The sequence below is a fragment of the Caulobacter sp. FV1ye6ST genome (assembly GCF_058681225.1).
On the sequence record NZ_CM178733.1, the window covers coordinates 219,825 to 232,476 of the forward strand.

16 protein-coding genes are annotated in these 12,652 nt (G+C 67.4%); 7 read left to right on the forward strand and 9 right to left on the reverse strand.

What is annotated here, in order from left to right; genetic code table 11:
* Nucleotides 1-148: 148 nt before the first annotated feature.
* Entirely contained in the window at nt 149-1,039 is an 891-nt protein-coding gene (gene hemF / locus ACW175_RS01205) for an oxygen-dependent coproporphyrinogen oxidase (RefSeq protein ID WP_492102856.1), read from the reverse strand.
* A gap of 138 nt (nt 1,040-1,177) precedes the next feature.
* Between hemF and ACW175_RS01210 the strand changes: the two genes are divergently transcribed.
* Nucleotides 1,178-2,461 (forward strand): acetyl-CoA C-acyltransferase, encoded by a 1,284-nt coding sequence (locus ACW175_RS01210; RefSeq protein WP_492102857.1) that lies wholly within the window; start codon nt 1,178-1,180, stop codon nt 2,459-2,461.
* Nucleotides 2,462-2,477: 16 nt separating this feature from the next.
* Here the strand turns inward: ACW175_RS01210 and ACW175_RS01215 are convergent, their stop codons facing one another.
* Nucleotides 2,478-2,543: a hypothetical protein gene (locus ACW175_RS01215; RefSeq protein WP_125155815.1), complete on the reverse strand. Its 66-nt coding sequence runs from the start codon at nt 2,541-2,543 to the stop codon at nt 2,478-2,480.
* A gap of 77 nt (nt 2,544-2,620) precedes the next feature.
* Here ACW175_RS01215 and ACW175_RS01220 point away from each other — a divergent pair, with 77 nt between their 5' ends.
* Nucleotides 2,621-2,923 carry a helix-turn-helix domain-containing protein gene (locus ACW175_RS01220; RefSeq protein WP_492102858.1) on the forward strand — a complete coding sequence of 101 codons (303 nt, stop codon included), beginning with the start codon at nt 2,621-2,623 and terminating at the stop codon, nt 2,921-2,923.
* Here the strand turns inward: ACW175_RS01220 and ACW175_RS01225 are convergent.
* Together ACW175_RS01225 and phaR are read right to left on the reverse strand one after the other, a co-directional pair.
* Nucleotides 2,920-3,249: a hypothetical protein gene (locus ACW175_RS01225; protein ID WP_492102859.1), complete on the reverse strand. Its 330-nt coding sequence runs from the start codon at nt 3,247-3,249 to the stop codon at nt 2,920-2,922. The two genes, ACW175_RS01220 and ACW175_RS01225, sit on opposite strands and share 4 nt — an antisense overlap.
* Before the next feature lie 61 nt (nt 3,250-3,310).
* Nucleotides 3,311-3,961, reverse strand: a complete 651-nt coding sequence (phaR, locus tag ACW175_RS01230) for a polyhydroxyalkanoate synthesis repressor PhaR (protein ID WP_492102860.1) — start codon at nt 3,959-3,961, stop codon at nt 3,311-3,313.
* A gap of 220 nt (nt 3,962-4,181) precedes the next feature.
* Here phaR and ACW175_RS01235 point away from each other — a divergent pair, with 220 nt between their 5' ends.
* From ACW175_RS01235 to ACW175_RS01250, 4 genes are all read left to right on the forward strand, one after another.
* Entirely contained in the window at nt 4,182-5,357 is a 1,176-nt protein-coding gene (locus ACW175_RS01235) for an acetyl-CoA C-acetyltransferase (protein WP_492102861.1), read from the forward strand.
* Nucleotides 5,358-5,485: 128 nt separating this feature from the next.
* Nucleotides 5,486-6,208 carry a beta-ketoacyl-ACP reductase gene (locus tag ACW175_RS01240; protein ID WP_492102862.1) on the forward strand — a complete coding sequence of 241 codons (723 nt, stop codon included), beginning with the start codon at nt 5,486-5,488 and terminating at the stop codon, nt 6,206-6,208.
* 134 nt (nt 6,209-6,342) lie between these two features.
* A complete protein-coding gene (locus ACW175_RS01245) occupies nt 6,343-7,122 on the forward strand; it encodes a DUF4908 domain-containing protein (protein WP_492102863.1) in 780 nt (259 codons plus the stop codon).
* Nucleotides 7,123-7,362: 240 nt separating this feature from the next.
* Complete coding sequence (locus ACW175_RS01250; protein ID WP_492104874.1) at nt 7,363-8,352, forward strand: LacI family DNA-binding transcriptional regulator; 990 nt, start codon at nt 7,363-7,365, stop codon at nt 8,350-8,352.
* On the opposite strand, the gene ACW175_RS01255 is transcribed toward ACW175_RS01250, so the two are convergent.
* The 5 genes from ACW175_RS01255 to gloB all read right to left on the reverse strand — a co-directional run bounded on the left by ACW175_RS01255 (nt 8,349) and on the right by gloB (nt 11,738).
* Complete coding sequence (locus tag ACW175_RS01255; RefSeq protein ID WP_492101776.1) at nt 8,349-8,672, reverse strand: hypothetical protein; 324 nt, start codon at nt 8,670-8,672, stop codon at nt 8,349-8,351. The genes ACW175_RS01250 and ACW175_RS01255 overlap by 4 nt on opposite strands.
* Nucleotides 8,669-9,775 carry an IS5 family transposase gene (locus ACW175_RS01260; RefSeq protein ID WP_492101777.1) on the reverse strand — a complete coding sequence of 369 codons (1,107 nt, stop codon included), beginning with the start codon at nt 9,773-9,775 and terminating at the stop codon, nt 8,669-8,671. The genes ACW175_RS01255 and ACW175_RS01260 overlap by 4 nt, the downstream gene beginning before the upstream one ends.
* A 154-nt stretch (nt 9,776-9,929) precedes the next feature.
* Nucleotides 9,930-10,370: a hypothetical protein gene (locus tag ACW175_RS01265; protein ID WP_492102864.1), complete on the reverse strand. Its 441-nt coding sequence runs from the start codon at nt 10,368-10,370 to the stop codon at nt 9,930-9,932.
* 142 nt (nt 10,371-10,512) lie between these two features.
* A complete protein-coding gene (locus ACW175_RS01270) occupies nt 10,513-10,992 on the reverse strand; it encodes a cupin domain-containing protein (RefSeq protein ID WP_492102865.1) in 480 nt (159 codons plus the stop codon).
* Nucleotides 10,989-11,738, reverse strand: coding sequence for a hydroxyacylglutathione hydrolase (gene gloB / locus ACW175_RS01275; protein ID WP_492102866.1), 750 nt, complete (start codon nt 11,736-11,738; stop codon nt 10,989-10,991). The genes ACW175_RS01270 and gloB overlap by 4 nt, the downstream gene beginning before the upstream one ends.
* A 71-nt stretch (nt 11,739-11,809) precedes the next feature.
* Here gloB and ACW175_RS01280 point away from each other — a divergent pair, with 71 nt between their 5' ends.
* Entirely contained in the window at nt 11,810-12,616 is an 807-nt protein-coding gene (locus ACW175_RS01280; protein ID WP_492102867.1) for a class I SAM-dependent methyltransferase, read from the forward strand.
* Nucleotides 12,617-12,652: the final 36 nt, after the last annotated feature.

The window sequence follows — 12,652 nt, forward strand, 5'->3', positions numbered from 1 at the left end:
ACCTGGCGGAGCGGTCTGCGAGCCGAAACACAAACAAACCCTACGGTCCCCGGGTTCGCCCGGCCGCTCCGTCGCCTCCCCAACACCTTCAGCGGCCGCGCCGCGTGAAGCGGCGGACGCACGCCCGAGCGAAGGGTTCAAAGACGTCCTAAGGCCACTTCACGGCCGGCGGCATCGAGCTGAGGATCGACTCGACATTGCCGCCGGTCTTGAGTCCGAACATGGTGCCCCGATCGTAGAGCAGGTTGAACTCGACATAGCGGCCGCGCTGGACCAGCTGCTGCTCGCGCTCGTCCGCCGTCCAGGCCTCGCCCATCCGGCGGCGGACCAACCGCGGATAGATTTCCAGGAACGCCCGGCCGACGTCCTGGGTGAAGGCGAAGTCCCGGTCCCAGTCGCCGCTGTCGTGGTGGTCGTAGAAGATGCCGCCGATGCCGCGCGGCTCGTTGCGATGCGGCAGGAAGAAGTATTCGTCGCACCAGGCCTTGTACTTGGCGTGCCACTCCGGATCGTGCTTGTCGCAAGCGCGCTGGTAGGCGGCGTGGAAGTCGATGGCGTCCGGGAAATCCTGCTGGCGCTGATAGCCGAGCAGGGGGGTAAGATCCCCGCCGCCGCCGAACCAACTGGTCGTCGTGGCGATGAAGCGGGTGTTCATGTGCACGGCCGGCACGCGCGGATTGGTCATGTGCGCGATGAGGCTGATCCCGCTGGCGAAGAACCGGGGATCGTCGGCCGCACCGGGCATGTTCTTAGCCATCTCGGGCGTGAAGGTCCCGTGCACCGTGGAGACGTGGACGCCGACCTTCTCGAACAGGCGACCGTACATCATGCCCATGACGCCGCCGCCGCCAGCCTCGCGGTTCCAGGGCTTCTTCGTAAAGCGGCCGGGCGCGCCGGGATAGAGATCGGCCGGGGCCTCGTCCTCCAGGCGTTCGAATTCGGCGCAGATCTGGTCGCGCAGGCTTTCGAACCAGGCGCGGGCCCTGATCTTCCTGTGTTCGAGGGCCTTCTTGTCGTCGAGGGAGAAGTCGGTGCTCATGCCTGCCGATTAAGCCTACCCGCGTCCGCGTGCAAATAGGTCGCCGCGCCTAAGGAGAAACCGAAGGGCGGTATTCGACAAGATCGGGGTGACGACCCCATATAGATCAAGGTTTCCGCGCCTTCCGGAGTTCGTCCCATGCCCGTCGCCGCCAAGTCCTCAGCCGATGTCTGGATCGCCTCGGGCGTCCGCACCCCCTTCGCCAAGGTCGACGGGCCGCTGGCCTCCTACGATGCGATCGAGCTGTCCGTGCCGGTCGTGAAGGCCATGCTGGCAAAAGGCGCGAGGCCCGACTTCGCGGTCTGGGGCACGGTCATTCCGAACCTGACCTGGAGCAACCTGGCGCGCGAAGTGCTGCTGGACGCCGGCGCCGACCCGACCATCCCGGCCTTCTCGACCATCATGGCTTGCTCGACCAGCATGATCGGCGCGATCGAGGCGGCTGGCATGATCGACGGGCGCGGCCGCGACCTCGCCCTGGTCGGCGGCGTCGAGAGCATGAGCCGGGTGCAGATCGGCCTGTCGGTCGCGCTGTCGGACTGGATCCGCAAGTTCCAGGGCGCCAAGACCGGCCAGCAGCGACTGGCGGCCCTGGGCGCGCTGAACCTGAAGGACGTGAAGCTCTTCATCCCCAAGGTCGCCAACCGGGTCACGGGGCTGTCCATGGGCGAGCACACCGAGATCACCGCCAAGGAATGGGGCCTGACCCGCGCGGACCAGGACGCCATCGCCTTCGCCAGCCACCAGGGCGCGGTGAAGGGCTGGGAGGCGGGCTTCTTCGACGACCTGGTCATTCCGATCGGCGGCGCCAAGCGCGACAGCATCCCGCGCAAGGACTCGACGCTGGAGAAGCTGGCCAAGCTGGGTCCGGCCTTCGACAAGACCAGCGGCAAGGGCACGCTGACGGCCGGCAACTCCTCGCCCCTGACAGATGGGGCGGCGGCGATCTGGGTCGGGTCCGAGGCGGGCATGGCGCGCCTGCCGTCCGAGACCCCGAAGGTGAAGATCGTCGACCACGAGGTCACCTCGATCGACTTGAGACACGAGGGCCTGCTGATGGCCCCGGCCTATGGCGTGCCGCGCATGCTGGTCCGCAACGGCATGACCTATGCCGATGTCGGCCTGTGGGAGATCCACGAGGCCTTCGCCGCCCAGGTGCTGTCGCACATCGCGGCGTGGGAGAGCGCCAAGTTCCTGTCGGAGAAGGCTGGCGTCACCGCGCCGATGGGCGCTTTTCCGCGTGAGCGCATGAACCCGTTTGGCGGCTCCCTGGCGCTGGGCCACCCGTTCGGGGCCACCGGGGCGCGGATCCTCAGCCAGGCGGTGAAGGAGCTGGCCGCCCGTCCCAAGGGCGAGCGCGCCATCGTCAGCATCTGCGCCGATGGGGGGCAGGGCACGATGATGCTGCTGGAGAGCGCGTAAGCGCTCTCGGACGATCCTAGGTCAGGGCCGTGAAGATCAGGGCCACGACGGCGACGTCGAAGATGCGGATGGCGACGGACAGCATTTGATGACCCGTGGGCGATGAATTCACCAACGACTAAGCAAGACGGGCGCCAACCCTTCGGTTCCCGGTTCTAGATGGCCCTCTTCTTCGACGCCGCCTGGTACGACGAACGCCTCGCCGAGCGTGGTCTGAGCCGTACGATCCTGGCCGCCGCCGCTGGCCTGAGCGAGGCTGATCTCACCCTGGCCTTCAAGGACCAGCGCGAGTTGTCGATGCGGGAAGTCTCTGTGTTCGCCGAGCTTTTGGGCGTTGCGCCGGCCGAGGCGGCGTCTCGCGCCGGGGTGCGCCCGCCGCCGGCCAGCGACGCCCAGCGCCTGGCGGCGTTGGAGGCGCGGGTCGCCGCGCTCGAGGCGGAGCTGGCGCGTCTGAAAGGCTAGATCTTGGTCTTCTTCAGCAGGCCCGTCGGGGGACGGCGATCGGCCGGGCCGGAATATTCCGTCCCGAGATAGGTCGATCTGGCCGTATCCAGCACTTCCTGCCCACCGCGCAGGCCGCGTTTCTGTCCAGGCTGGCCCATGACCTGCGCGGCGAAGGCGGCGAAGCCTCCGCGGCGCGGCGGGGGTTCCTGACGCGGTGGGGGGGCGTCTTCCTCCACGACGAACACGACCTCTTCTTCGGTCTCAGGACGCTCGCCATCGCGCGGCGCCGGCAAGGCGCGAGGCGCGGGACCAGGGCGTCGAAGAGGATCGATCGGGCCGCTCATGGTGAAGAGCTTAGAAGCCGGACGGTTAAGAACGGCTGGAGCGTCTTGGTTAAGGCGTGGGTTAGGACTTGTTCGCCAGCTTGGCCAGCTGCGCCTGCATCGCCTCCATCTGGCGTTTCAGGTCGGCCAGGGAGTCGTCGCCAGCCGGGGCGGGCGACGGCGCCGGCTGAGGTTCGGCGGGTGCGGCGCCGCCGTCCTCCGGACGCACATAGGCGAACGGCGAGAACATCTTCATGGCCCGGTCGAACAGGGCCATGTTCTGGCGGATCTGCTCTTCATAGACGCCCATGCCGGGGATCTTGCCGGGCGCCAGGCCCGCGAACTGGCCGCGCATGCGCTCCTGCTGCTTGGAGAAGCTCTCCAGCGACATTTCCAGGTACGACGGCAGGAAGGCCTGCATCGAGTTGCCGTAGAAGCCGATCAGCTGGCGCAGGAACTGGATGGGCAGCAGGTTCTGGCCGCCGCCGCGGTTCTCTTCCTCGAAGATGATCTGGGTCAGGACCGAACGGGTGATGTCGTCATTGGTCTTGGCGTCGTAGACCACGAAGTCGACGCCTTCCTTCACCATGTCCGACAGGTGTTCGAGGGTCACGTAGGACGACGAGGCCGTGTTGTAGAGGCGACGGTTGGCGTACTTCTTGATGATGACGCGCTGGCCGGCCGCCTTTTCGGCGCCGGCGGTCTTTTCGCCTTTTTCAGGGTTCTCGGACATTTCGTTCCCTAAGGTAGCGGTTAGGCCCGCTTCTCGCACCGCACTATCGCTAATGCAAAGGCGAGGCGCCAGTGGTCTGATGACTTGGAGCTGTCGCCAAGCCGTGAAAATGTGCCCGTGACGAACGCCGTCGCGATGTGCATGCTGGATGTTGCATCGCAAAAGCACGGGCGCCGCAACCGCGAAGGCGCCACGTCAGAACCGTCACGGGAGCCTATCCATGAGCGACATCGTCATCGTCTCCGCCGCGCGCACGCCGGTCGGTTCGTTCAACGGGGCGCTGTCCAGCCTGCCCGCTTCGGACCTGGGCAAGATCGCGATCCAGGCCGCCGTCGAGCGGGCCGGCATCGCTCCCGCCGATGTCGACGAGGTGATCCTGGGTCAGGTGCTGCAGGCCGCCGCCGGTCAGGGTCCCGCCCGCCAGGCCTCGGTCAATGCCGGGATCCCGGTCGAGAGCCCGGCCTGGAGCCTGAACCAGCTGTGCGGCTCGGGCCTGCGCGCCGTGGCCCTGGCGGCCCAGCAGATCGCGGCCGGCGACGCCAAGATCGTCGTGGCCGGCGGCCAGGAAAGCATGAGCCAGGCGCCCCACGCCCAGAACCTGCGCAATGGCCAGAAGATGGGCGACCTGTCGTTCGTCGACACCATGATCAAGGACGGCCTGTGGGACGCCTTCCACGGCTACCACATGGGTCAGACGGCCGAGAACATCGCCAACCGCTGGCAGATCACCCGCCAGGACCAGGACGTCTTCGCCGTCGCCAGTCAGAACAAGGCCGAGGCCGCCCAGAAGGCCGGCAAGTTCGACGCCGAGATCGTTCCGGTCACCATCAAGGGCCGCAAGGGCGACACGATCGTCGACAAGGACGAATTCATCCGCCATGGCGCGACGCTGGAAAGCGTCCAGGGCCTCAAGCCGGTGTTCAACAAGGAAGGCTCGGTCACCGCCGCCAACGCCTCGGGTCTCAATGACGGCGCCGCCGCCCTCGTGCTGATGAGCGCCGACGAAGCCGCCAGGCGCGGTCTCAAGCCCCTGGCGCGCATCGCGTCGTGGGCCAATGCCGGCGTCGAGCCGGAGATCATGGGCACGGGTCCGATCCCGGCCTCGAAAAAGGCGCTGGAAAAGGCTGGCTGGACCGTCGCCGACCTCGATCTGGTGGAAAGCAACGAAGCCTTCGCCGCGCAGTCGCTGTGCGTCGTCCGCGAGCTGGGCCTTGACCCGGCCAAGGTCAATGTCAACGGCGGCGCCATCGCCATCGGCCACCCGATCGGCGCCTCGGGCGCGCGGATCCTGACCACCCTGCTGCACGAGATGAAGCGTTCGGGCGCCAAGAAGGGCCTGGCCACTCTCTGCATCGGCGGCGGCATGGGCGTGGCCATGTGCGTCGAGGCCGTCTGAGGTCGGCCCTCAAAGCCATCGACTGACTCGAAAACGTCGCGCAACCTGAGCCGTGATCCGCGCGCTTCCTCTTGCTGAGGCGCGCGGATCACGCGAACCATAAGAAAACTGCGTTCGGGAGAGATCAGATGACCAGAGTGGCTTTCGTGACGGGCGGCACCCGCGGAATCGGCCGGGCGATCTGCGAGCGATTGGTCGCCGACGGCCACAAGGTGGCGGCGGGCTATTCCGGCAACGAAGAGGCCGCCGCGGCGTGCGCCAAGTCGCTGGGCGTCATGGTGGTGAAGGGCAATGTCGGCTCCTTCGAGGATTGCGCCGCCGCCGTGAAGACGGTGGAGGCCGAGCTCGGCCCGGTTGACATTCTGATCAACAACGCCGGCATCACCCGCGACGGCATGCTGCACAAGATGACCTACGAGCAGTGGTCCGAAGTGATCCGGGTCAACATGGACTCGGCCTTCAACATGACCCGCCCGGTGATCGAGGGCATGCGCGACCGCGGCTGGGGGCGCATCGTCAACATCAGCTCGATCAACGGCCAGAAGGGCCAGATGGGCCAGACCAACTATTCGGCCGCCAAGGCCGGCCTGATCGGCTTCACCAAGGCCCTGGCCCTGGAGAACGCCAAGAAGGGCGTCACCGTCAACGTGATCTGCCCCGGCTATATCGACACCGAGATGGTGGCGGCGGTGCCGGAGAACGTGCTGGCCCAGATCATCGCCGGCATCCCCGTCGGCCGCCTGGGCAAGGGCGAGGAGATCGCCGACATGGTCTCGTTCCTGTCGGGCGAGCGCGCGGGTTTCGTCACGGGCGCCACGCTCAGCCTCAACGGCGGTCAATACATGGCCTGACGCGGGCCTGGTCCACGTCTCTCGAAGCCGGAGCTTGACGCTGACTGTTGCGGTTGGGCCTCATGCCGCCGGCTTCGGGGTTTGGACGTTAACGCGTCCAAGATTCGCCCCAGTCGGCGGGCAGTACGGATCGCATGAAATTCTGTAAGGCGGAGTTGGCTCATCTGGGGACGCGCATGTCCCTGACGATCGCGACTCTGATGGTCATGACGGCGTCCGCGAACGCCCAGCAACTGCACTCGCTGCGGGATGCTCTGCTTGGCCACAAGGGGCCGGCCGAGGCCCGCCGCGTCGCCGCCCCGCCGGTCGGGCGCTATGTCTCCGAAAGCGGCGGCGCCTTCATCTTCGACCAGGCCGCTCCCCAGCCGCTGATGAAGTTCGACAACAGCGCCGAGGTCTGGGTGCTGTCTGCCCAGCCCGCGTCGCGCGGCGATGTCATCTACCGCAACGATCTCGGCGAGCCCGTGCTGCGGGTGACCAAGCTGGGCGGGGTGATCCTGTTCACGGACGACGCCCCGATGGGCGCGGCCGCGGCGCTGTCAGGCCGAGCCTCGTCGATCCAGCCGCCCGCGCTCATGTCGTTCAGCGTGTTCGTCCAGCGGGTGCGCATCGCCACGGCCCGCGCCAGTCGCGCGGCGCAACGCGACATCGAGTTCTCGACCGTCGAGGATGTGCGGCCCGAGACCTCGGTCCTGGCCGCCGATTCCGCCACCGTGGTGGCCGAGGCCTTCGAGCGCATGGCCCGCAAGGGCGACCGCTCGCTCATTTCCAAGGTCTTCCGCGTCCTGCTGGCCGAGGGCCACAAGCCGGCCGCGACCCTGAAGGACGGCTCCCTGACCGTCACCTATTCTCCGGATCAGGGCCTGGCCGGGCGGCCCTCGTCCAAGCGGATCATCAAGGTCATGAACCGCTGATCGTTCCCGCGAACTGAGACTCATGGCGAACATCGTTCTCCAAGCGTAACCATAAGCGCTCAGCGGCGGTTTACCGGTATGGTCTAGCTGGGTGACATACGCCTTCGACGGCGTCGCCCGGACGGACTCGACCCGGAGTAGTGCGACGCCAGTGGGGCTTTTCGTGCATCCGCAAGGTTCTATTGTCTGCCCATGGATAGCCCCGAGCTCGCCGAGGTCCCTGAACGCGCACGGCTGAAGATGGCCGACATCGCCCGTATGGCTGGCGTGTCGATCTCGACGGTGTCACGCGCCCTGGCCGGCAATCCGCTGATCCCCAAGACGCTGCGCGACCAGATCGTCGAGATCGCCCAGACCCACGGCTATGTCGTCAACCAGTCGGCGCGATCCTTGCGCCTGCGTAAAACCGACACCATCGGCGTCATCATCCCTCTGGCCCACGAGGCTGGGCAGATGATCTCCGACCCGTTCTTCCTGGAGATGTTCGGACGGCTGGCCGACGAGATCACCCGCCGCGACTATTCCGTCCTGCTGAACAAGGTCACCGTCACCGAGCCCGGCTGGCTGGACCGCATCATCCAGTCGCACCGCGCCGACGGCCTCGTCCTGATTGGCCAGAGCACCCAGCACGAGACGCTGAACCTGGTCGCCGACACCTACAAGCCCATGGTGGTCTGGGGCGCCCAACAGCCGGGCCAGCGCTATTGCGCCGTCGGCAGCGACAACGTCCAGGGCGGGCGCCTGGCCGTCGCGCACCTAGCCGCCGCCGGCCGCAAGCGCATCGCCTTCCTCGGCGCGGGGGAGGCGCCCGAGGCCGCCCAGCGCTTCGAAGGCTACAAGCAGGGCCTGGCCGAGGCGGGTCTCCCATTCGACCCGGCGCTGGCCGTTCCCGCGCCCTTCACCATGGATGAGGCGCAAGGCGCGATGGCGGCCTTCCTGGCGACGGGCGCGGCTTTCGACGCCGTCTTCGCCTTCTCGGACGTCATCGCCCTGGCGGCGATCGGCGCCCTGACCGAGGCCGGCAAGAGCGTGCCCGGCGACGTCGCGGTAGTCGGCTTCGACGATATCGTCCTGGCCCGCCACAGCAATCCGCCATTGACCACGATCCGCCAGGACCTGGCGTCCGGGGCGCGGTCGATGGTCGATCTCCTCTTCCGCCGCATGGCCGGCGAGGACGCGACCGCGATCTTCGCGCCGGTCGAGTTGGTGGTGCGCGGCTCCAGCGTCTAGCAGGCTGTTGAAGAAGCCTCCCGTCTGGCGATGAAGTTGGCTTCGTCGCCGCCGTGGAAGCAGATCTGGCCCTTGAGGGAGCCGTCGGGCTGGAGTTGAGCCCATCCGTCGCCCTGGGCCTCATCCATTTCGTCGTTTCCGCGCCAGTCGAACTGCACGGCGTCGTGGTCGCCGGCGGCGGCGAAGGCGCCAGTGACGCAGCCGAAGGCGAACTGGCCATGGGTGGCTTCGAAGAGGATGTAGGCGGGCTCCATCATGTCCCGATAGTCGTCAGTGTAGTCGGGCGTCTGGACGATGCGCCACTGGCCCAGGACGCTCATGCCGGGGCCGCCAGGAGCTTGGGCAGACGGATCAGGTTGTAGGCCGCCAGCGCCAGGGTGAAGGCGGCGTCGACCTTGGCGCGGCCGCGCACCTTGACCTTGGCTAGGCCGGCCGAGCCCTTGATCCAGCCGAACACCTCTTCGATGCGCTTGCGACATCGCTGGCTGATCGCATAGCCGGGGTGGCGCTTGGTGCGGCCGTCAATGGCGGTCGAGCGCGGCTTGCCCAGCTTGGACAGGTGGCCATCGACGGCGATGTGCGGTGTCACCCGGCGCGCCCGAAGTTGGCCAATGAAGTCGCGCACGTCATAGGCCTTGTCGGCGCCCAGGGTGATCCGACGCCGGCCGCTTCTTCGGTCCAGCATCGCCACAGCCGCCTCGCGCTCGGCTGTGCCCGTGGCCAGGGTCACCCCACCATCCGTCACCAGGCCATGGCGGTTCTCCATCAGGGCGTGGCCCATATAGCAGAGCCTCGCCGGCTGGCCGTCGCCCTTCTTATAGAGCCGAGCCTCAGGATCGGTGGTGCTGCGGTGCGTCTGGTTGGAACGCTTCTCCTTGTGGAAGCCGCGCTCGGCGTTGCGACCCGGCCCCTCGGGATCGCTGTCGTCGCCATCGACCCTGCGGAAGCTCTTGGTCGACGCCCAGGCTTCGATCAGCGTGCCGTCCACCGAGAAGTGGTCTGACGACATCAGCCGCTTCACCCGAGGCTGGGCCAGCACCGCGCGCAGGAACTTGCCGGCGATCTCGCCCGCCAACAGCCGGTCGCGGTTCTTGGTGAAACTGGAATGATCCCAGGCCGCATCGTCCACGCCAAGACCTACAAACCAGCGGAACAGCAGGTCAAACTCCATCCGCTCCATCAACTGGCGCTCCGATCGGATGCCGTAGAACGCCTGCAGCAGCATGGCGCGCAACAACCGTTCCGGCGGGATCGACGGACGTCCCAGCCTCGGCGGATAGAGCGCCGCGAAGTCCGCGCTCAAATCCCCAAGCGCCCCGTTCGCGATCTCCAGGATCGGCCGCAAGGGATGATCGCGCCGAACCCGAGCATCCAGATCTACATATGAGAACAGCGACCCCGTCCGCTCGTCCGACCCGCGCATCCACCCCTCCAGAGCTCCCGCCCAAAGAGTGAATCATGTCGAACTCCGCCCCGCTACGGACTTCTTCAACAGCCTGCTAGAGCATTTTCCGACGAAGTGGACACCGGTTCGTCGTCAGAAAATGCGTCAAAACAAAATGGCGCCGGCCGTCGGCCTAGCTCGCTTCGACGCCGATCGACTTCAGTTCCTTGAGAAAGCGGGCCAGGCTCTGGTGCGAACGCTTCAGGCCTTGCAGGACCTCGGGTTTGGCCAAGGCCGACTGCGGGACGATGAAGCCCTCGCGGCCGACGCGCTGGGCCATGCCCTTCTCCAGCATCTCGACGAAGCGGCGACGCACGGTCTCGTAGGGAAGGGCCAGTGAGTCGGCGACCTGGCGCACGGTCAGCGGGCGACGCTCATGGTCCGGCGGCACCTCGTCGACCTCGGCGTAGAGGCCGCCGCGGATATGCGAGCAGTTGCCGGCCCAAAGAGTAGTGAAAACGAGGGCGTACAGGAGGTCCGAACCGTGGACTTCGTTGGCGATCTCGACCCAGCGTAGAATGTAGTCCGTCGCGTAGCGGCTGGCCGCGCGAGCATTGAAATACTCATCAGACATAGGTGACTCGGTTCCCCAGGGTCGTCGTCTCAACGCGACGTGAAAAGGATTGCATGGCTCGATGAACGACGCCATGCGACCAAGTTGCCCACTATGGGTACCCTATCTGAGCATCCGCGACAGGTTGACGCAGGTATGGCGTTTAGGTTTTCGAAGGGCTCCAGTCGGCTTCGGCCAGCTCGAAACCCTCGAAGCGGAAGCCCGGCGCGACGGTGCAGCCGACCAGGGTCCAGGCGCCCAGGCTGACGGCCGTCTGCCACCACAGCCTCGGCGCCACCACCTGCGGACGGCAGCCCGCGCGCAGGTTCGGACCCAGCACATAGGCCGTGGCGCCTTGGCCGTCGGGCGGCGACAGGGTGATCGAGATCGGCGCCCCGGCGTACCAGTGCCAGGTCTCGACCGCGTCGACGCGGTGCCAGGCCGACATTTGCTCGGCCTCCAGCAGATAGTAGATGCAGGTGGAATAGGCGCGGCCGTCAGGGCCCGGCTCGTCCTCGAAGGTCCGCTTGTACCAGCCGCCCTCGGGATGGGGCTGCATGTCCAGCATGCGGATGATTTCCTTGGCGCCCAGGTCGCCGGAAATACCCGGCCCGGTGTTGTTGGAGTCGATCACGCTACTCATCCCTTGAAGCTGTCCTTGGCGGCCCGGATCTCGGCGAAGGCCTGGGCGGGGGTCGGCGCGTTCGGTCGCAGTAGCGACGCGCGCAGGAATGGATTGGTCGCCCTCTCGACGCCGATGGTGGTCGGCACGGTCGCCTCGCCGCGTTCGCGGGCCGCGAACACCGCATTGGCGCGGGCCTTCAGGGCGGGGGCGTCGTCTACCGACAGCGCGAAGCGGGCGTTCGAGGCGGTATATTCGTGGGCGCAGTAGACGATGGTGTCGTCGGGCAGGGCGGTGACGCGGGAGAGCGACTCCCACATCTGCTCGGGGGTGCCCTCGAACAGGCGACCGCAGCCCAGGGCGAACAGGGTGTCGCCGACGAAGGCGACGCCGTCGGTGGCGTCGTGATAGGCGATGTGGCCCAGGGTGTGGCCGCCGGCGTCGATGACCGCGAACGAGGTCTCGCCCAGCATCACGACGTCGCCGCCGCGCACCACGCGGTCCAGCGGCGCGATGCGGGTGACCTCGGCCGGGCCGGTAATGGTCGCGCCCGTGGCCTTCTTCAGCGCCTCGTTGCCGCCGGCGTGGTCCGGATGCCAATGGGTGTTGAGGATCAGGTCCAGGCCCCAGCCCAGCTTGTCCAATTCGATCAGTATCGTCTCGGCGTCCGGCGTGTCGATGGTCGCCACCTTGCCGCTGGCTTCGTCGCGCACGAGGAAGCCGTAATTGTCGGACAGGCAGGGGAACTGATGGACGGTCAGGGGCATCACGGGGCGCTTGCTCTATCGCGCCTCGGCCGGCGCGCCTACAAGGATGACCTCGACGCCCGGGAGACTCAATGCGCCGCGACGTGCTCGACCTGAGAGCCTTCTACGCCGCCCCGCTGGGGCGCGCGGCGCGCACCATGCTTACGCGCAAGGTGGAGGAGGCCTGGGGCAATACGCGGGACCTCGACGTGCTGGGCGTGGGTTACGCCACGCCGTTCCTGGACGCCGCCCGGGGCAACGCCCGCCGCGTGGTCGCCGCCATGCCGGCTCAGCAGGGCGTCGAGGTGTGGCCGCACGGCGGCCGCAACCAGGCCTGCCTCGTCGAGGAGACCGCTTTGCCGCTGCCCAACGCCATGTTCGACCGCGTCCTGGCCGTCCACGCGCTGGAAGAGGCCGACGACCCGGCGGCCCTGCTGGCCGAGATCGGCCGGGTGATGGCCCCCACGGGGCGGCTGATCGTGGCGGTGTCGTCACGCGACGGCGTCTGGACGGGAGCCGAGACCACGCCGTTCGGCCACGGCAGGCCCTACAGCCGCGGCCAGTTGGAATCGCTGATTCGGGAGGCGGACCTGGAGCCGGCCGGCTGGACGCGGGCCCTCTATGCGCCGCCGGTCGAGGCCATGGCGTCCTGGGCCGAGGGTTTCGAGCAGGTCGGCGCGCGCCTGTGGCCGCGTTTCGCCGGCGTGATCTTGATGGAAGCGATCAAACAGACCTTCGCGGTCAAGCCGCGTGGCCATCGCGCCCGCGCCCGGGTGTTCGCGCCCGGCGTCCTGCTGCCCAGTCCGGCGGGGCCAACCCCCGCGCGACACGACGGCGGGCGGCCCGTTCCCGCTCATCAGGCGCCTGTTCCTCAGGCGCCGAACAGTCGGGACGGCTGATCTTACTTGGAGCGAAGCGCGCGGACGCCTAGCTTA